The sequence below is a fragment of the Canicola haemoglobinophilus genome, assembly GCF_002015075.1.
Taxonomy (GTDB): Bacteria; Pseudomonadota; Gammaproteobacteria; order Enterobacterales; family Pasteurellaceae; genus Canicola; species Canicola haemoglobinophilus.
The window spans coordinates 44,203-62,766 of sequence record NZ_MUXZ01000016.1 but is presented as its reverse complement, the minus strand read 5'-3'; the positions used below and the strand labels follow the sequence as shown (position 1 = coordinate 62,766).

Here is an 18,564-nt window from a genome sequence, read left to right as displayed (position 1 = left end):
TGTTCTTCTCTATTTACCTAATTGTGCTTTTAAACGCTTAATTTCATTTTTCAAACGTTGCGATTCTTCTAAACAATACCCGCTTTCTTGCCCCTCAGCACAACGAACATTTTGATATTGTTTCTCTAAAATAGCGAGTACTTTTTCTGCTTCTGATCTTTCGGCTACCTTTTTTACTTTATCTTGAGTTTTCTTAGATTGATTTTCTAAACTCTCGCTTTTTACTATATCAACCTTTGTTGTTTTATTTTCTGCTACTTTCTCCACAACAGGCTCAACCTTATTTTCTTTTAGACCAGCGGCTATTATTGACTGATTTTCCTCAGTCATATCAGTTTTTGCAATATTATCTTGAGCTTTTGGCTCTGAACCCTCTGTTTTATCTGTAATGTCTATCTCAGTCGTATTTTGAGGTGATACTTCAGTTTGCTTTTGCTCAACAGATTCTGTTTTTGGTTCAACTGCTTCTACTTTTTGTTCACTATCCTTCGGTAATGAATTTTCTTGTGGTTTATCACAAGCAGCTAGCCCAAATAATAATCCAACTAATGTTGTCGCTAAAATTTTAGATTTCATAAAAAACTCCTTATAAAAATTTATAGATTCTCTGTTTGTAATTGCCAACCTTGCGAACGAAGCAATTTATAACGTTCTCTCGCAAGCGTTTTTAATTGTTCATCAGTAGGAACAAAATCAATGATTTGATTAAAACTGCTAATAAAATCTGGAACTTGAGATTGTAAGTTAATCAGTATATCTCGCCGTTGTGTATTGCGTTTCCCTTGCCAAGAAATCTCAATGGGGGTTGCGTATGAAGTCATTTCACCAGATAAATTATGTGGCACAAATTCATCAGGCTCCCTCTGCCACAAAGCCTCATCAAGCTTTAACGCCTGCTCTTCCGTTTCACAAGTAATTAATACTTTTTTGCCTAATCGCCAAGCTGACGCCGCAAGATCACAAGCAAGACTTTCTTCAGCAAAAAGTCCATTTTTGCCTTGTTGTTGAGAAAGAATATAAAACTGAGCTTGCTTGATCATATTAGACATAATAACCTGAAGATAGATAAGCGCCAGATTTTAACGAAAATCAGGTAAAGATAAAACATTAATTTTTTGCTTTACCTTTTATTTCTGTAAAAGTGCGGTAATTTTTGCAAAAAAAATAAAGGCATCACCGCTTGGTCATGCCTTCAATAAAAGATTACTCTAATTAGAACTTCCAACCTAAGCCAACGAAGAATACCATTGGGTCAAGTTTTACATCAACTTTATGTTCATCGTATTGAGGAGCAGGCATACCATTTTTGGGCATTTTAAAACTTGCTTTTGATTTAATTTTGGCATACCAAACTGCCGTATTTAAATATAGGTTATCAGATAATTTAACATCCACACCTGCGTTAAATGCTGCGCCCCAAGAATCTTTTAATTTCAGATCTTTTACACCCTCTAAGATTTCTTGTTCACCGAAGAATTTAGTGTAGTTAACACCTGCACCGATATAAGGGCGAGCTTTTGAGTCTTTATCTAAGAAATAATATTGTAAGTATAGACTTGGTGGTAAATGTTTAGTTTTACCCACTAAGGTCTTACCTAATGTGATTTTGTGGCTAAATGGTGTTGCAGCTAATAACTCAACCCCTAAATTATCAGTTAGCATATAGGTTCCTGTTAAACCTAATTGTGCATTGCTATTTACATCAAACTTAAATGTATCATGATTTGTTGATGTTTTTGGTACAACTAAAATCGGACCACCACGAACAACAAAACTTCCAGCTTCATGAGCGGTTGCTGTTCCTGCCACTAATGCTGCAGCCATGCCAAGTGCTAATGCTGTTTTTTTCATATAAAAATTCCTCGCTGTTGTATTCTTTATATTATGGTTAGCTCATATGAGCGTTGCTCATTTATGCAACGAGCGAATACTACCACTTAGGAGTTATTATTTTTATGCGCTAGATCAAAATTATAAAAATTTGTTAAAAATTCTTATAAAATAGTTACAATTAATTTACTAAATTTTTAAAAATTTCTTTGATATGATGTATATCAATTATGAGGATTTTTATACTTTCCACGACAAAAACAGTATAATGCGCAAAATTTATTTTTATTGACGGATTTTTAAATGATTAATTTTACTCATATATTTCAAGACTGCTGGAATTTTATGCGAAACCAGCAAAAAATCACGCTACAATTTACCGCTCTTTTCTTTGTTACTTCTATATTTACAGTTTTTTTTACCCAGCCATCGCAAATACAAGCGCTTGAGTTATCAGAAACTATGCCAGCCTCTAGCATGGATAATTTGCAAATCAGCAAATACCTGATCATGCTAGGATTATTGCAAGTTTTATTAAAAATTTTTATTTCAGCTTGGGGCACCGCCACTATTCATCAACTTAGCCAACATTTTCAAGCACAGCTTAGTCACAGCTTTACAATAGCGGCGAAACGCTTGTTAGGATTAGTGTTGATCAATATACTCATATCAATTCCCTTAGGTATTGGTGCAAGTGAAATTTTAGTTTCAACTATGACGCATAAGTCCCCTTCCGTCTTTTCATTGATAGCGGTTGCATTGGGTATATTTGTGTTCGTGCGCCTCAATTTACTTAATGTACATTACCTAATACATAATCAATCCTTTAATCAAAGCCTGAGAACCATGTGGCAAAGCGGAATAAAGCGGACACAACATTTATTTTTATATACTTTAATTAGCTATATTGCCTTGCCTCTTTTATTAAGACAGTTCTCTTTATGGGTTGGCAATAATCTTTTAATGGAAATCTTGATTACCGCAATAATCTCTCTTGCAGATGTATTTCTATTGATTTTCACTTATCGTTTTTACACTATTTTCATGCAACAAAAGGAACAATAATGAAACAGTTACTAGAATTTATTCCTCTTATCTTATTTTTTGCCGTTTATAAATTACAGGGTATTCAAGCAGCAGCGATTACGCTTATTATCGCGACTTTAATTCAACTAGCGATTTTGAAACTTAAATATGGAAAAGTGGAAAAACAACAACTTATCATGGGAAGTGCGGTGGTATTTTTCGGATCTTTAACCGCTTATTTTAACGAGTTAGAATTTCTCAAATGGAAAGTCACCGTTGTTTATGCTCTGTTTGCCTTGATTTTACTTGTTAGCCAATATGCGTTTAAAAAACCTTTAATTCAGCAATTGTTAGGTAAAGAAATTGAACTTCCCGAAACGGTTTGGCATAAACTTAATTTAGCTTGGGCAATATTTTTCTTGCTCTGCATGCTAATTAATCTTTATATAAGCCAATACCTCTCTGATGATATTTGGGTTGATTTTAAAACCTTCGGAATTCTTGGTATGACAATTATTGCAACCTTAGTGACGGGAATTTATATTTATCGTTATTTACCTAAATCAGAAGAAAAAGAATAAGGAAAATCTATGTCAGTATTTATTGAAACTAATACAGGTCGGCAATCCAAAGGAAATCTATTACTTCGTACCTTAGCTATGCCATCAGACACTAATGCTAACGGTGATATTTTTGGCGGTTGGATTATGTCGCAAATGGATATGGGCGGTGCTATTTTAGCGAAAGAAATTGCTCATGGGCGAGTGGTAACGGTTGCCGTAGATAGTATGACATTTATCAAGCCTATTGCTGTCGGAGATGTGGTTTGTTGCTATGGTCAGTGCGTAAAAATCGGTCGCTCTTCTGTACAAATAAAAATGGAAGTATGGGTTAAAAAAGTGGCAAGTGAGCCAATTGGTGAACGTTATTGCGTAACAGAAGCCATCTTTACCTTTGTAGCAGTAGATAAAGAAGGCAAATCTCGCACAATTCCAAGAGAAAACAATCCAGAATTAGAAAAAGCATTAGCACAAATTTCAGCAGAACCCCAAAAATAATAAGGAGAATAAAGCATGATGTACTACGTGATTTTTGCTCAAGATAAACCAAATACATTAGCATTACGTTTATCCGTCAGAGAACAACATTTGGAACGCCTAAAACAGCTACAAGCCGAAGATCGTTTATTAACTGCTGGCCCAAATCCAGCCATTGATGATGAAAATCCAGGAGAGGCTGGTTTTACTGGTTCAACCGTAATCGCCAAATTCAACAGTTTAGAAGAGGCAAAACAGTGGGCAAGTTTAGACCCTTATGTTGCTGCGGGTGTGTATGATGAAGTTCTTATCAAACCATTCAAAAAAGTCTTCTAGATATTTATCCTAATTTTACTTCGACAAAAAGGTGCTTATTTTTTAATAAGTACTTTTTTTCTGTTGTTCATCCATAAATTCCGTATTATGATGAATTCGGTCTATTTGCATTACAAATTTTTAACAAAATGACCGCACTTTCTCTTTTCTCTATTCAACACAACAACCCATGGAGTGAACAATGTGCGATTTTCTACAAACCTACCAACAACATGTCGATGAACGAGCTAAACAAGGTGTTGTACCAAAACCCTTAGATGCGGAGCAAACTGCACTATTAATTGAGCTATTAAAAAATCCACCAGCAGGCAAAGAAGATTTCTTACTCGATTTATTTGAAAATCGTATTCCAGCGGGTGTTGATGAGGCAGCTTATGTAAAAGCCAGTTTTTTAGCTGCAGTAGCACAAAGTGCGGTGGATTGTGCGTTAATTTCACCAAGCAAAGCAGTGGAACTTTTGGGCACCATGCAAGGTGGTTACAATATTGAGCCATTATTGACCGCACTTGATAATCCTGAGTTAGCACCTGTAGCCGTTAAAGCCTTATCTTCTACTTTACTGATGTTTGATAATTTTCATGATGTGGCACAGCGAGCCAAAAATGGCAATGAGTTTGCACAACAAATCTTACAATCTTGGGCGAATGCCGAATGGTTTTTATCTCGTCCTAAACTCGCCGAAAAATTAACGCTCACCGTATTTAAAGTCAGCGGCGAAACTAATACAGACGATCTTTCTCCCGCACAAGATGCTTGGTCACGCCCTGATATTCCGTTGCACGCACTTGCCATGTTGAAAAATGCCAGAGAAGGCATTGAGCCTGATGATAATGGCAATGTTGGGCCTATCAAACAATTAGAAGCATTGAAACAAAAAGGTTTTCCATTAGTTTATGTAGGCGATGTCGTAGGTACAGGCTCTTCACGTAAATCAGCTACAAACTCTGTGTTATGGTTTATGGGCGAGGATATTCCTTATATTCCAAATAAACGTGCGGGTGGCGTAGTGCTTGGCGGTAAAATTGCACCGATTTTCTTTAATACTTTGGAAGATGCAGGTTCTTTGCCGATAGAAGTCGATGTCAGCAGTTTGAATATGGGCGATGTGATTGATATTTATCCTTATGCTGGCAAGATTTGTCGTCATGATAGCGATGAAGTATTAGCCGAATTTAGCCTAAAAACCAATGTGATCTTAGATGAAGTTCATGCTGGTGGACGAATTCCATTAATTATTGGACGAGGCTTAACTCATAAAGCCAGAGTGGAATTAGGCTTACCTGAAACCGATGTATTTGCAACGCCACAAAGTGCGGTACAAAATCAAAAAGGTTTTACTTTGGCACAAAAAATGGTGGGGAGAGCTTGTGGCGTGGAAGGTATTCGCCCAGGACAATATTGCGAGCCTCGCATGACCTCTGTGGGTTCACAAGATACCACAGGACCAATGACCAGAGATGAGCTGAAAGATTTGGCCTGTTTAGGTTTTTCTGCAGATTTAGTGATGCAATCTTTCTGTCACACAGCCGCTTATCCAAAACCTGTTGATGTAGTCACTCATCACACTTTACCAGACTTTATTATGAATCGAGGTGGCGTATCTTTACGTCCTGGGGATGGTGTAATCCATTCATGGTTAAACCGTATGTTATTGCCTGATACCGTTGGCACCGGTGGCGATTCCCATACTCGTTTTCCAATCGGTATTTCCTTTCCCGCAGGCTCAGGACTAGTTGCTTTTGCTGCTGCCACAGGTGTCATGCCTTTGGATATGCCAGAAAGCGTGTTAGTGCGTTTTAAAGGTGAAATGCAAGCAGGCATTACTTTACGTGATTTAGTGCACGCTATTCCTTATTATGCAATTAAACAGGGCTTACTGACCGTTGAGAAAAAAGGCAAAAAGAATATTTTCTCAGGTCGTATTTTAGAAATTGAAGGTTTGGAACAATTAAAAGTGGAGCAAGCCTTTGAGCTATCAGATGCCTCTGCAGAACGTTCTGCTGCAGCCTGTACCATTAAACTAGCCAAAGAACCCATTATTGAATATTTACAATCCAATATTGTGTTACTTAAATATATGATTGCCGAAGGCTATGGCGATATTCGCACTCTTGAACGCCGTATTCAAGCCATGGAAAATTGGTTAGCTGAACCGCACTTGTTAGAAGCTGATAAAGATGCAGAATATGCAGCCGTAATTGAAATTGATCTCAATGAAATCAAGGAGCCAATTTTATGTGCCCCGAATGATCCTGATGATGCTCGTTTATTATCTGAAGTTCAAGGCGATAAAATTCATGAAGTCTTTATTGGTTCTTGTATGACAAATATTGGACATTTCCGTGCAGCTGGTAAGTTACTGGCTAACTTTAAAGGTACTATTCCAACAAGATTATGGCTTGCGCCACCAACCAAAATGGATGCGAAATTGCTTAGCGATGAAGGCTATTACAGTATTTATGGTAAAAGTGGAGCAAGAATTGAAGTACCAGGCTGTTCGCTTTGCATGGGTAACCAAGCTCGTGTTGCTGATGGTGCGACCGTAGTTTCAACCTCCACGAGAAACTTCCCAAATCGCTTAGGACAAGGTGCAAATGTCTATCTTGCCTCAGCCGAACTATCTGCTGTTGCAGCTTTATTGGGCAAATTACCTACGCCATCTGAGTATTTAGATTTTGTACAAAGCCTTCAACAAGATAAGGAAGATACATATCGCTATATGAATTTTGATCAGATTAATAGTTATATGAAAAAAGCTGATGAGGTGATTTTTCAAGTCAAGATTTAAATAATTTCCAAAAAGAAGTAAAATACATTCTATAAAACAAAAATTTATACTACGGCACTATCTTTCTGTAACAGAAATAGTGCCTTTTGAAAACACAAAAAACTGTATATCATGACTACACATTCAAATACTATATTAGCAACTAGCTATGATGAACACCCTTATACGTCTTACGTATTCTCCCATTGTCAACCTGCTAGATTACATGCAATAGCAACGTTAAAAGGATTAAATCCCGCTCCAATTGAAACTGCAAAAGTATTAGAGATTGGTTGCTCTTTTGGAGGTAATTTATTACCTTTCGCAATTCAATATCCCAATAGTTATTCCATCGGTATCGATTTATCTGAACAACAAATTAGTATTGGTAAACAGATGCTACAAGAAGTTGGGGTTAATAATCTTAATCTTATTTGTGCCGATATTAGCAACGTAAATTTTGAAAATATTCAATTCGATTATATTATTTGCCATGGTGTTTTTAGCTGGGTTCCACAATTTGTTCAAGAAGCTATTTTAAAAGTTATTGCAGATAATTTATCACCAAATGGCATCGCATTTATCAGCTATAATGCCTATCCTGGTTGGCATAATTTTGAAGCGGCTAAAAATTTAATGCAATTTGGCACTAACCCTAGACTTGAGCGTTTTAGCCGAACAGATCAAGCTTTTGAATTACTGAAATTTACTGGTAATATCTTAAAAAGAACAGACAACCCTAGAAATCAAAAAATTCATAGTATCTTCACCAGTATACTGGGCAAACCTAAATATTATGTTTCACATGAATATTTTGAAGAACATAATACTCCGCTCTATTTTTCTGAATTCCTAAAAAGGATCAGTAAATATGATTTAGCTTATATCAACGATAGTAGTGCTATTGATCTTTGGAAAGATCGATGCTCCTTTTTAGAACCACAAGAATATAATGATATATGCAGTTATTTTGACTATAACGTGGAAGAAATTGAACAATATTTTGATTTCATTCATAACAAACAGTTTAGATGCAGTATGATTACTCATCAAAACAACCTGTCTAGTCATAATATTAGCAAAGATATTAGACAGCTTAATTTAATTTATGAATTCAACAAATTGTATTTTACAACCAAAATCAAATATTCTGAGTCAACAAATGAGCAACAAACAAACAAACAAACAAACAAACAAACAAACAAACAAACAAACAAACAAAGCCTGCTTATTGGATAACTGATAGTCAAGACACAACTTTTCTATCTGCTCCATTAATAGATTGTATCTTTACATATATCCAAAATAAAAAAAATAAGCTGTGCTCCATTTCAAAACTCAAAAAACATTTAGAAAATAATTTTTCAGAATACGATGAGCAAGAGGTCAATAGTGTTTTAGCTCATATTATTTATTCCGATAGTACGTATTTTTCGTTCTATGACACACCTCTAAACAAATATACTAACAAACCGAAAGCAAACGAAAAATATAGAAAATTAGCTATTTTTATTGAAAATAATCCTGATGTTACGGGTTTGTCTAACCATAAATATCAAAGATTAAATACAGATTTCTTTTCTCAATATATTCTCAAATATCTTGATGGAACAAGAACTATTACAGATCTCATAAAACTAGTTAAGGAAGATATTAAAAAAGGTATTCTTATTTGGGAGGTAGATGGCGTAAAAATGGCATTAGAAGATATACCAAACAAAGAAATCAAAAAAACTATTACAAGCGTTATTGAAGATCTATATCAAAATGGTTTTTTTAATCATTATTGATACTAATCGTAAAATGTCTATTGGAGTCAAATTATGAAAATTAAATTAATTCCTACCGCTCTTTGTCTTATAACGCCCTTCTTGTTAGCGAATAATGCACAAGCAGAAGGAAAATTGACCGTATATTGTAGTGCTCAACATAGTACCTGTGAAAAAATAGTACAGACATTTGGCAACAAATATAATATTGACACAAAATTTGTTCGTAATAGTACAGGTGCAACACTCTCAAAAATAAAATCAGAACAACATAACCCTCAAGCTGACGTATGGTTTGGTGGAACAATTGAACCACACTTTCAAGCTGGAGATCTTGGATTGCTAGAGCCTTATCGTTCACCTAAACAATCTGAAACAATGAAACAATTTCAATCATTATTGGATAAGAAAGGGGATTTAACTTCCATACTTTATATGCTTGTTCTAGGTTTCGGTGTTAATACCGAAAAATTTGAGCAACTTGGAATCCCTAAAACAGATTATCCTAAATGCTGGAATGATTTACTCGATCCTCGCTTAAAAGGTCATGTTCAACTGCCAGATCCACAACTTTCAGGGACGACTTACACAGTCATCGCAACCTTAATTGAGCTATGGGGCGAAGAAAAAGCCTTTGAATTTTTACGCAAATTAGATGCGAATGTATCTCAATATGTTAAAAGTGCTCAAGTAACAACCAATCTAGCTCGTGGGGAAAGTGCGGTCAGTGTTGGCTTTGTTCACAGCTATGCGACAGAAAAAGAAAAAGGGGCAAAAATTGAAAGTATTTTACCTTGTGATGGCGATAGTTATTCACTTGGTGGATTAAGTATCATTAAAGGTACAAGAAATTTAGATAATGCTAAACTTTTTGTGGATTGGGCTTTAAGTAAAGAAGCGCAAGAAATTCCTTGGCGTGATACGGGAGTTTATCAAATTCCAACCAATGTTAATGCTCAAGCTGCACCTCAATCAGTGGATCCTAAAACTCTAAAATTAATTGATATTGATTTTGAACGTTTTGGTAAAGCAGAGGAAGGAAAACGCTTAATCGAACGTTGGGTGAAAGAAATAAAATTAAAACAATATTAAAAGTATGCGTTGATAGCCTGATTTTCTACCAAGAACCGCTATAAAGAGCGGTTCTTTTTTGACAGTTTTATTGTGCAAATCTAAGCGCAATCAATATTAAAGGAAATCACTTCACTGATTTTTTCCGCACCTAGGGCAATCATAATTAATCGATCAACACCTAATGCAACACCAGCAGTATTTGGTAAACCAGCCTGTAGCGCCCCTAAGAAACGTTGGTCTATCTCACGTTGAGGTAAACCTAATTGCTCTCGTAAACGATTATCTTGCTTAAAACGATGTTCTTGTTCTCGAGCATCAGTCAATTCATTAAAGCCATTCGCTAATTCAATCCCTTTGTAATAGAACTCAAAGCGTTCTGCGACACGATGATCTTCGGAACTAATCTGAGCAAGTGCAGCCTGCGTTGCAGGAAAATGATAAACTGCAATAGGTCTATTTTGCCCGATATTAGGTTCTACAACTTCACTAAACAAAAATTGTAATAAAGTATCACGATCTTCATTTTCAGCACCTTCTAAATTGTGTTCTTGCGCCTTTTCAATTAACTCACTAATGGATGCAGATAGAGGATCTAATCCTACATATTCTTGAAAAACAAATTGATAACTTGCAGTTTCCGCTGGTTCACAGTCAAGAATTTGTTGCAATAAATCATCAACTTCATTAATTAAACGATGCATATCAAAGTGCGGTCTATACCATTCAAGCATGGTAAATTCTGGATTATGTTTCTTACCACTCTCTTCGTTACGAAATACTTTACATAATTGGAAAATAGCCCCGCTCCCAGCTGCTAATAAACGTTTCATATGATATTCCGGACTTGTCATTAACCATAAAGTTTTTGACTGCTCCGCAAAAGGAGAAGTAAATTCAGTGCTAAATGTCGCAAGATGAATATCTGTTACACCAAATTCACTTAAAACGGGCGTTTCAACTTCTAATAAACCTCTATCTGTGAAAAAACGACGAATATCTGCAATAATTTTTGCTCTTGTGAGTAAGTTTTGAATTGGGGCGCTAGGTTGCCATTGTTCACTTAAAGACATAATAAAATCCTTCATAAATAAAGTTTATGAACTATTCTACCTGAAAAAATAATAATGCGAAAAATCAAATTTTCTAATGATAACTATATAATTTTTCTCAATAAATGATATTGCTTATCATCTATTTATAGCTTAATGAGAACATTTATTATTTATCTGAAATATAGTTTTGAGTTAGATCACGAAATTAAGATTTTCTAGTGAAAATTAATAAAAAAGAGTTATATCTCTTTTAAAATAATGGCAGAATAACACAGCTTTTATGATTTCCCACTAGGGATTTAATTTTTACTATTATCTATTATTGGAGGAATATCGTGCAAACTGTTAATGTCGATATTGCAATTGTTGGTGCAGGAGGCGGCGGTTTACGTGCAGCTATTGCAGCAGCGGAAGCAAACCCAAATTTAAAAATTGCTTTGGTATCAAAAGTATATCCGATGCGTAGCCATACTGTTGCGGCAGAAGGTGGTGCAGCGGCTGTAATTAAAGAAGAAGATTCTTATGATAAACACTTCCATGATACTGTTGCTGGTGGCGACTGGTTATGTGAACAAGACGTTGTAGAATACTTTGTTCAACATTCTCCAGTGGAAATGACTCAATTAGAGCGTTGGGGTTGTCCTTGGAGCCGAAAAGCAGATGGTGATGTAAACGTTCGCCGTTTTGGTGGGATGAAAATTGAACGTACTTGGTTCGCTGCAGATAAAACTGGTTTCCATTTATTACACACTTTATTCCAAACATCTATTCAATATCCACAAATTCAACGTTTTGATGAACATTTTGTATTAGATATTCTTGTTGATGATGGCCATGCTCGTGGTATGGTAGCCATGAACATGATGGAAGGTACACTTGTTCAAATTAATGCTAATGCGGTAGTCATTGCAACTGGTGGTGGTTGTCGTGCATTCCGTTTCAATACCAATGGTGGTATTGTAACTGGTGATGGCTTATCCATGGCTTATCGTCATGGCGTTCCACTTCGTGATATGGAATTTGTTCAGTATCACCCAACAGGCTTACCAAATACAGGTATCTTAATGACCGAAGGTTGCCGTGGTGAAGGCGGTATCTTAGTGAATAAAGACGGTTATCGTTATTTACAAGATTATGGTCTAGGACCTGAAACGCCAATCGGTAAACCTGAAAACAAATATATGGAATTAGGTCCTCGTGACAAAGTATCACAAGCATTCTGGCAAGAATGGCGCAAAGGTAACACGCTAAAAACTGAAAAAGGTGTTGATGTTGTTCATCTTGATTTACGTCATTTAGGTGAAAAATATTTACATGAGCGCTTACCATTTATCTGTGAATTAGCAAGTGCATACGAAGGTGTAGATCCAGCTAAAGCACCAATTCCTGTTCGCCCAGTAGTTCACTACACAATGGGTGGTATCGAAGTTGACTTCAATAGCGAAACTCGCATTAAAGGCTTATTCGCAGTTGGTGAATGTGCTTCTTCTGGTTTACATGGAGCAAACCGCTTAGGCTCTAACTCATTAGCTGAATTAGTTGTTCTTGGTCGTGTTGCTGGTGAATATGCAGCACAACGTGCAGTTGAAGCTCAACCAGCAAATCAAAGTGCGGTCGATGCTCAAGCTCAAGACGTTATTCGCCGTTTAGAAGATTTGTATAACCAAGAAGGAACTGAATCTTGGTCACAAATTCGTGATGAAATGGGCGACTCAATGGAAGAAGGTTGCGGTATCTATCGTACACAAGAAAGTATGCAACAAACCGTGGATAAAATTGCGGAATTGAAAGAACGTTATAAACGTATCCGTATTGCAGATCGTTCAAGTGTATTTAATACAAACGTTCTTTACACCGTTGAATTAGGTTATATCCTTGACGTTGCTCAATCTATTGCAAACTCTGCGATTGAGCGTAAAGAATCTCGTGGTGCACACCAACGTTTAGACTATACAGAGCGTGATGATGTGAATTACTTAAAACATACATTGGCATATTACAATGCTGATGGCGCACCTCGTATCGAATATAGTGATGTGAAAATCACTAAATCTCAACCAGCAAAACGTGTTTACGGTGCGGAAGCAGAAGCACAAGAAGCGGCTGCAAAAGCTAAGGAGCAAGCAAATGGCTAATCAAGCAATAATGAATGTTGAAGTATTGCGTTATAATCCAGAAGCAGATAAAGAGCCATACTTACGTACTTACCAAGTGCCTTACGATAGCCAAACATCTCTATTAGATGCATTAGGTTATATCAAAGATCAACTTGAACCTGAACTTTCTTATCGTTGGTCTTGCCGTATGGCAATCTGCGGTTCTTGCGGTATGATGGTTAATGGTAAACCAAAACTTGCTTGTAAAACATTCTTACGTGATTACAGCGGTCATATGCGTATTGAACCACTTGCAAACTTCCCAATCGAGCGTGATTTAGTGGTTGATCTAAGCCACTTCATTGAAAGTCTGGAAAGTATCAAACCTTATATTATCGGCAATAAAGCCCCTGAATTAGATGGCAAACCACATCCATCATCAGAATTAGCGAAAAGCCGTACTAAACAAACACCAGCTCAATTAGAGAAATATCGTCAGTTCTCAATGTGTATTAACTGTGGTTTATGCTATGCAGCTTGCCCACAATTCGGTTTAAACCCTGAATTCGTTGGTCCAGCAGCATTAACATTAGCTCACCGTTATAACCTTGATAACCGCGACCATGGTAAAGCTGAGCGGATGAAAATTCTTAATGGTAAAAATGGTGTGTGGAGCTGTACATTCGTAGGTTATTGTTCCGAGGTTTGCCCGAAACATGTTGATCCTGCGTCAGGTGTCAACCAAGGTAAAGTCGAAAGTGCAAAAGATTTCGTCATTGCAATGTTAAAACCACAGAAGTAAGGAGAGTAAAATGACAACAGCAAGTAAACGTAAAAAATATGTACGTGAAATGACTCCAACTTGGTGGAAAAAGTTAGATTTTTACAAACTTTATATTGTGCGTGAAGCAACAGCAATCCCATCCCTATGGTTTAGCTTAGTATTGCTTTATGGCGTAATCTGCCTAGGTCAAAAAGATGGATTACAATTGGATTTTATTCCTTTCTTACAAAATCCGATTGTGATTATTCTAAATATTATCGCTTTAGCAGCCGCACTTTTAAATACCGTGACATATTTCTTTATGACACCAAAAGTGCTCAATATTGTATACAAAAATGAAAAACTAAATCCGAATGTAATTACTATTGGTATGTGGGCTGTTACTGCGGTAGTAAGCATTCTTACTTTAGTTCTAATTTACTGGAAATAGGGAGATTAAGATGAAAGAAGCCCCAAAACGTTCTAATGAGCCTGTTGTATGGTTATTGTTCGGTGCTGGTACTACGGTTAGCGCGATCGTCTTCCCTATTTTGATTTTTATCCTAGGTTTATTACTACCTTTTGGATTAATCGAACATGGTGCAGACAACATTCTTGCTTTTGCAAGTTCTTGGCTAGGTAAATTAATATTATTAGTTGTGTTAATTTTCCCAGTCTGGGGAGCAATGCACAGAATTCACCATGGAGCACATGATTTTAAACTTCATATTCCAGCAGGTGGAATTATCTTCTACGGGTTATCAGTGCTTTACTCTGTTTTAGCCGTAATCGCGGTACTGAATATTTAATCCACTAGCGTTAAGAAGCTAAACTAAAATAAGGGCTGATTTTGAATATCTATATCAAATTCAGCTCTTAGTTTTTTCAATCAATTCTCTTTTCTAAATAAAACAAAATATTTTTGGAATTAGATTTTACTAACGCTATATCACGATTGATTATTTCTACAAACAATCTTCACCACTACATGCATTAAAATTAACATATTGATTTTATTAAACTAAATTAATATAAATAGCTAAAATCAAATAAGTTTTCTTGCTTAAAATACTAAATATTTTAGATTTATGATCTAAATCACAAAACAAAGATTTTACTTATTCATCTAGTTTTCTGCATACCACTAAAGTGTTAAAATCCTTGCCAATTTTAAATTCACTTTAATAAAGAGGTACAAAATGGCATTTCGTATTGAAAAAGACACTATGGGCGAAGTTCAAGTTCCAGCAGATAAATATTGGGCTGCACAAACTGAACGTTCTCGCAATAATTTCAAAATTGGTCCTGAAGCATCAATGCCAAAAGAAATTATCGAAGCCTTTGGTTATTTGAAAAAAGCTGCAGCTTACGCAAACCATGATTTAGGTGTGTTAAACGCAGAAAAACGTGATTTAATTGCTCAAGCCTGTGATGAAATTCTAGCCAATAAACTTGATGATCAATTCCCTCTTGTCATTTGGCAGACCGGTTCTGGTACGCAATCCAATATGAACGTCAATGAAGTGGTAGCTAATCGTGCTCATGTTATCCAAGGCGGAAAATTAGGGGAAAAATCGGTTATTCACCCAAATGATGATGTCAATAAATCACAATCTTCAAATGATACCTACCCTACTGCAATGCATATTGCTGCTTATAAAAAAGTCGTTGAGCATACGTTACCTTGTGTAAAACGTTTACAAAAAACCTTAGCAGAAAAAGCAGACGCCTTTAAAGATGTAGTTAAAATTGGTCGTACTCACTTAATGGATGCAACACCATTAACTTTAGGCCAAGAATTCTCTGCTTATGCCGCACAACTTGCTTTTGGTATCAAAGCATTAGAAAACACCCTTCCACATTTACGTGAACTTGCTTTAGGCGGTACTGCAGTTGGCACAGGCTTAAATACACCAAAAGGCTATGATGTCAAAGTGGCAGAATATATTGCGAAATTTACAGGCTTACCTTTTGTTACTGCACAAAACAAATTTGAAGCACTTGCGACTCATGATGCTATTGTTGAGACTCATGGGGCATTAAAACAATTAGCCGTTTCTCTTTACAAAATTGCCAACGATGTTCGTTTATTAGCATCAGGGCCTCGCTCTGGTATCGGTGAAATTCTCATTCCTGAAAATGAGCCAGGTTCATCAATTATGCCGGGTAAAGTGAACCCAACACAATGTGAAGCAATGACCATGGTTTGTGCACAAGTGCTAGGTAATGATGTGACTATTTCTTTTGCTGGCACACAAGGGCATTTCCAATTAAATGTGTATAAACCAGTAATGGCATATAACTTCTTACAATCAGCACAATTATTAGGTGATGCTTGCGTATCCTTTGATGAGCATTGTGCAGTTGGTATTGAGCCAAACTATCCACGTATTAAGCAGCAATTGGATCAATCTCTCATGTTAGTGACCGCACTTAATACTCATATCGGTTATGAAAATGCCGCTAAAATTGCAAAAACTGCACATAAAAATGGCACAACTTTAAAAGAAGAAGCAATCAATCTTGGACTTGTGACTGCAGAACAATTCGATGAATGGGTACGCCCAGAAGATATGGTTGGTAGCTTAAAATAGTTTCATCATCAAATATCTAATTAAGGCGAGATAACTTCTCGCCTTATTTTTTATCAATTCAAATCAATCCAGCTAATTCAAAAAAAGTGCGGTATGAATTTACTTTGTTTTCAAAGCTTAGAGGGTATGCCCTTGATGTAGAAGGCAAACGATATAAATTTAAGGATCGTTCAGAATATTCAAAAGGGATAAATTCATTTGTTTTAGGTAATTTAATTTGGGTATCTAATAAGCTCAACAAAATCTCTGTTGCTTTTCCACCTGTTGTAAATATCCAACGACAATCAGGAACTAAAGGTAAAACCTCTGTCAAGTTAACCGCCTCAATGATCGTTAAGAACTTATCAGCTGCATTATTTTGTTCACGAATTGCACGTTTAACTGTTGGGCACAAGGCTATTCCTTTCTCAAAAAGGAACTGTTGGATCTTTTCAGCATCAAATCGTTTTTCTCCAGTCACTTGGAAATGCTCAGCATTATTAAAAAAGACTTTTCCATAAATACGCCACATATCATTTTGGAAATTAGGATAATGAAATTGCATACAGCGTTTTTCATCTTTAGGTGGAAAACTTCCCATCATCATAACTTTAGCATCGGGAGGCAAAATAGCAGGGAAAGGGTGTATCTCTATTTCTTTTGTCATAGTTAATCTTATAAGAGAAAAATTTTAACAATTCTAACGAATACTATTGATTTAAGCACAGCCATTTTTATAAAAATACAAATTTTCCTACTTTTTTAATTTTAGAAAGAAATTTATATTAATTTTTCCTTTTAATATGGGATTTTTTCGAGTAAATTAAAAACTTTCTCACAAAAATTAAGGATAAACACAATGTTATTAACTAACCCAGTAGTGATTTCCATTATTGTGTTACTCGCCTTAAGCCTTATACGTATCAATGTTGTAATGGGATTAATTATTTCAGCATTAGTTGCAGGCTTATGTAGTGACTTAACCATTAATGAAACGATCAAAACTTTTACAAGCGGTTTAGGTGGTGGTGCTGAAGTTGCAATGAATTATGCAATTTTAGGCGCATTTGCTATCGCTATCTCTAAATCAGGAATTACCGATCTACTTGCATTTAAAGTAATTAAACGTTTAGGAAAATCGCCAACAAGTAGCTCAATGGCTGGATTTAAATACTTTATTCTTGCCATATTAGTATTGTTCTCTATTTCTTCACAAAACTTATTACCAGTACATATTGCATTTATTCCAATTGTTATTCCTCCGCTTCTAGCCATTTTTAACAAACTAAAAATTGACCGCCGAGCTGTTGCTTGCGTACTTACATTTGGTTTAACGGCAACTTACATGCTATTACCAGTAGGGTTCGGTAAAATCTTTATTGAGAGTGTTCTGGTAAAAAATATTAATCAGGCTGGGGAAGCGTTAGGCTTACAAACCAGTGTAGCAGAGGTATCTTTGGCTATGGCAATCCCTGTTATTGGGATGGTTATCGGTTTATTAACAGCTGTTTTTGTTACATATCGTAAACCTCGTGAATATGTTTCAACTGGCTTAAATGTGACTACTGAAGAGATCGAACAACATATCGCCAATATTAAACCTTTCCATGTAATTGTAAGTGCGGTCGCTATTGTACTTACTTTTGCATTACAACTTATCACTAGTTCAACAATTATTGCTGGTCTTATTGGCTTAGTTATTTTTGCTGTATTTGGTATTTTTAAACTAAAAGAAAGCAATGATATTTTCCAACAAGGCTTAAAATTAATGGCAATGATCGGCTTTGTAATGATCGCCGCCTCTGGTTTTGCTGCTGTAATTAAAGCAACAGGTGGTGTAACTGTTTTAGTAGATAGTTTCAGCCAAGGCTTAGGAACTGATAATAAAGGTTTAGCAGCCTTCCTTATGTTACTTGTTGGCTTGTTTATTACCATGGGAATTGGCTCATCTTTCTCAACAGTACCAATTATTACATCGATCTATGTTCCACTATGTATTTCCTTTGGTTTCTCACCATTGGCAACTGTTGCAATTATTGGTGTCGCAGCTGCATTGGGCGATGCGGGTTCACCTGCTTCAGACTCAACCTTAGGACCGACATCTGGTTTAAATATGGACGGTAAACACGATCATATTTGGGATTCTGTAGTGCCAACATTCATTCACTATAATATTCCTCTCATTATTTTTGGCTGGATTGCCGCAATGACCCTTTAATCATGACCTTGGGTGCTTATAGC

General features: G+C 36.0%; 19 protein-coding genes. 14 read left to right on the top strand and 5 right to left on the bottom strand.

Annotation, left to right across the window (positions count from 1 at the left end; all coding sequences use genetic code 11):
- Nucleotides 1–9: 9 nt before the first annotated feature.
- The 3 genes from B0186_RS05810 to B0186_RS05800 all read right to left on the bottom strand — a co-directional run bounded on the left by B0186_RS05810 (nt 10) and on the right by B0186_RS05800 (nt 1,851).
- Nucleotides 10–624, bottom strand: a complete 615-nt coding sequence (locus B0186_RS05810) for a hypothetical protein (RefSeq protein ID WP_235817188.1) — start codon at nt 622–624, stop codon at nt 10–12.
- Nucleotides 597–1,040 carry a DNA polymerase III subunit chi gene (locus tag B0186_RS05805; protein WP_078218443.1) on the bottom strand — a complete coding sequence of 148 codons (444 nt, stop codon included), beginning with the start codon at nt 1,038–1,040 and terminating at the stop codon, nt 597–599. The genes B0186_RS05810 and B0186_RS05805 overlap by 28 nt, the downstream gene beginning before the upstream one ends.
- Before the next feature lie 172 nt (nt 1,041–1,212).
- A complete protein-coding gene (locus B0186_RS05800; RefSeq protein ID WP_078218429.1) occupies nt 1,213–1,851 on the bottom strand; it encodes an OmpW family outer membrane protein in 639 nt (212 codons plus the stop codon).
- Between the two features lie 324 nt (nt 1,852–2,175).
- On the opposite strand from B0186_RS05800, the gene B0186_RS05795 reads away from it, so the two are divergent.
- From B0186_RS05795 to B0186_RS05760, 8 genes are all read left to right on the top strand, one after another.
- A complete protein-coding gene (locus tag B0186_RS05795; RefSeq protein WP_235817187.1) occupies nt 2,176–2,895 on the top strand; it encodes a hypothetical protein in 720 nt (239 codons plus the stop codon).
- The gene (locus tag B0186_RS05790; protein WP_078218427.1) at nt 2,895–3,437 is read left to right on the top strand and encodes a septation protein A; all 543 of its coding nucleotides are present in this window, start codon (nt 2,895–2,897) and stop codon (nt 3,435–3,437) included. The genes B0186_RS05795 and B0186_RS05790 overlap by 1 nt, the downstream gene beginning before the upstream one ends.
- Before the next feature lie 9 nt (nt 3,438–3,446).
- Nucleotides 3,447–3,914, top strand: a complete 468-nt coding sequence (yciA, locus tag B0186_RS05785) for an acyl-CoA thioester hydrolase YciA (RefSeq protein ID WP_078218426.1) — start codon at nt 3,447–3,449, stop codon at nt 3,912–3,914.
- An 18-nt stretch (nt 3,915–3,932) separates the two neighbouring features.
- Nucleotides 3,933–4,229 (top strand): YciI family protein, encoded by a 297-nt coding sequence (locus tag B0186_RS05780; protein ID WP_078218442.1) that lies wholly within the window; start codon nt 3,933–3,935, stop codon nt 4,227–4,229.
- A gap of 181 nt (nt 4,230–4,410) precedes the next feature.
- Complete coding sequence (gene acnB / locus B0186_RS05775) at nt 4,411–7,017, top strand: bifunctional aconitate hydratase 2/2-methylisocitrate dehydratase (protein WP_078218425.1); 2,607 nt, start codon at nt 4,411–4,413, stop codon at nt 7,015–7,017.
- 111 nt (nt 7,018–7,128) lie between these two features.
- Entirely contained in the window at nt 7,129–8,235 is a 1,107-nt protein-coding gene (locus B0186_RS05770) for a class I SAM-dependent methyltransferase (protein WP_078218424.1), read from the top strand.
- Between the two features lie 299 nt (nt 8,236–8,534).
- Nucleotides 8,535–8,786: a hypothetical protein gene (locus B0186_RS05765; protein WP_078218423.1), complete on the top strand. Its 252-nt coding sequence runs from the start codon at nt 8,535–8,537 to the stop codon at nt 8,784–8,786.
- A gap of 33 nt (nt 8,787–8,819) precedes the next feature.
- Nucleotides 8,820–9,857, top strand: a complete 1,038-nt coding sequence (locus tag B0186_RS05760) for an ABC transporter substrate-binding protein (protein ID WP_078218422.1) — start codon at nt 8,820–8,822, stop codon at nt 9,855–9,857.
- 80 nt (nt 9,858–9,937) lie between these two features.
- Here B0186_RS05760 and epmA read toward each other — a convergent pair whose 3' ends face one another.
- Nucleotides 9,938–10,909 carry an elongation factor P--(R)-beta-lysine ligase gene (gene epmA, locus B0186_RS05755; RefSeq protein ID WP_078218421.1) on the bottom strand — a complete coding sequence of 324 codons (972 nt, stop codon included), beginning with the start codon at nt 10,907–10,909 and terminating at the stop codon, nt 9,938–9,940.
- A gap of 317 nt (nt 10,910–11,226) precedes the next feature.
- On the opposite strand from epmA, the gene frdA reads away from it, so the two are divergent.
- The 5 genes from frdA to fumC all read left to right on the top strand — a co-directional run bounded on the left by frdA (nt 11,227) and on the right by fumC (nt 16,344).
- Nucleotides 11,227–13,026, top strand: coding sequence for a fumarate reductase (quinol) flavoprotein subunit (gene frdA, locus B0186_RS05750; RefSeq protein ID WP_078218420.1), 1,800 nt, complete (start codon nt 11,227–11,229; stop codon nt 13,024–13,026).
- Nucleotides 13,019–13,789, top strand: a complete 771-nt coding sequence (locus B0186_RS05745; protein WP_078218419.1) for a succinate dehydrogenase/fumarate reductase iron-sulfur subunit — start codon at nt 13,019–13,021, stop codon at nt 13,787–13,789. Before frdA ends, B0186_RS05745 begins: the two co-directional genes overlap by 8 nt.
- Before the next feature lie 10 nt (nt 13,790–13,799).
- A complete protein-coding gene (gene frdC, locus B0186_RS05740; protein ID WP_078218418.1) occupies nt 13,800–14,201 on the top strand; it encodes a fumarate reductase subunit FrdC in 402 nt (133 codons plus the stop codon).
- 10 nt (nt 14,202–14,211) lie between these two features.
- Nucleotides 14,212–14,559, top strand: a complete 348-nt coding sequence (gene frdD / locus B0186_RS05735; RefSeq protein WP_078218417.1) for a fumarate reductase subunit FrdD — start codon at nt 14,212–14,214, stop codon at nt 14,557–14,559.
- A 390-nt stretch (nt 14,560–14,949) separates the two neighbouring features.
- Nucleotides 14,950–16,344, top strand: coding sequence for a class II fumarate hydratase (fumC, locus tag B0186_RS05730; protein WP_078218416.1), 1,395 nt, complete (start codon nt 14,950–14,952; stop codon nt 16,342–16,344).
- A gap of 58 nt (nt 16,345–16,402) precedes the next feature.
- Here fumC and B0186_RS05725 read toward each other — a convergent pair whose 3' ends face one another.
- Nucleotides 16,403–16,990 (bottom strand): DNA glycosylase, encoded by a 588-nt coding sequence (locus B0186_RS05725; RefSeq protein ID WP_078218415.1) that lies wholly within the window; start codon nt 16,988–16,990, stop codon nt 16,403–16,405.
- Between the two features lie 192 nt (nt 16,991–17,182).
- Between B0186_RS05725 and B0186_RS05720 the strand changes: the two genes are divergently transcribed.
- Nucleotides 17,183–18,541: a Na+/H+ antiporter family protein gene (locus tag B0186_RS05720; RefSeq protein WP_078218414.1), complete on the top strand. Its 1,359-nt coding sequence runs from the start codon at nt 17,183–17,185 to the stop codon at nt 18,539–18,541.
- Nucleotides 18,542–18,564: the final 23 nt, after the last annotated feature.

What these genes read in the sequence shown, in the direction of transcription:
- B0186_RS05795 (WP_235817187.1), top strand. Translation starts at nt 2,176, where the DNA reads ATGCGAAACCAGCAAAAAATCACGCTACAATTTACCGCTCTTTTCTTT.
- B0186_RS05805 (WP_078218443.1), bottom strand. Translation starts at nt 1,040, where the DNA reads ATGATCAAGCAAGCTCAGTTTTATATTCTTTCTCAACAACAAGGCAAA.
- acnB (WP_078218425.1), top strand. Translation starts at nt 4,411, where the DNA reads ATGTGCGATTTTCTACAAACCTACCAACAACATGTCGATGAACGAGCT.
- frdD (WP_078218417.1), top strand. Translation starts at nt 14,212, where the DNA reads ATGAAAGAAGCCCCAAAACGTTCTAATGAGCCTGTTGTATGGTTATTG.
- yciA (WP_078218426.1), top strand. Translation starts at nt 3,447, where the DNA reads ATGTCAGTATTTATTGAAACTAATACAGGTCGGCAATCCAAAGGAAAT.
- frdC (WP_078218418.1), top strand. Translation starts at nt 13,800, where the DNA reads ATGACAACAGCAAGTAAACGTAAAAAATATGTACGTGAAATGACTCCA.
- B0186_RS05725 (WP_078218415.1), bottom strand. Translation starts at nt 16,990, where the DNA reads ATGACAAAAGAAATAGAGATACACCCTTTCCCTGCTATTTTGCCTCCC.
- B0186_RS05780 (WP_078218442.1), top strand. Translation starts at nt 3,933, where the DNA reads ATGTACTACGTGATTTTTGCTCAAGATAAACCAAATACATTAGCATTA.
- B0186_RS05745 (WP_078218419.1), top strand. Translation starts at nt 13,019, where the DNA reads ATGGCTAATCAAGCAATAATGAATGTTGAAGTATTGCGTTATAATCCA.
- epmA (WP_078218421.1), bottom strand. Translation starts at nt 10,909, where the DNA reads ATGTCTTTAAGTGAACAATGGCAACCTAGCGCCCCAATTCAAAACTTA.
- fumC (WP_078218416.1), top strand. Translation starts at nt 14,950, where the DNA reads ATGGCATTTCGTATTGAAAAAGACACTATGGGCGAAGTTCAAGTTCCA.
- B0186_RS05790 (WP_078218427.1), top strand. Translation starts at nt 2,895, where the DNA reads ATGAAACAGTTACTAGAATTTATTCCTCTTATCTTATTTTTTGCCGTT.
- B0186_RS05800 (WP_078218429.1), bottom strand. Translation starts at nt 1,851, where the DNA reads ATGAAAAAAACAGCATTAGCACTTGGCATGGCTGCAGCATTAGTGGCA.
- B0186_RS05760 (WP_078218422.1), top strand. Translation starts at nt 8,820, where the DNA reads ATGAAAATTAAATTAATTCCTACCGCTCTTTGTCTTATAACGCCCTTC.
- B0186_RS05770 (WP_078218424.1), top strand. Translation starts at nt 7,129, where the DNA reads ATGACTACACATTCAAATACTATATTAGCAACTAGCTATGATGAACAC.
- B0186_RS05720 (WP_078218414.1), top strand. Translation starts at nt 17,183, where the DNA reads ATGTTATTAACTAACCCAGTAGTGATTTCCATTATTGTGTTACTCGCC.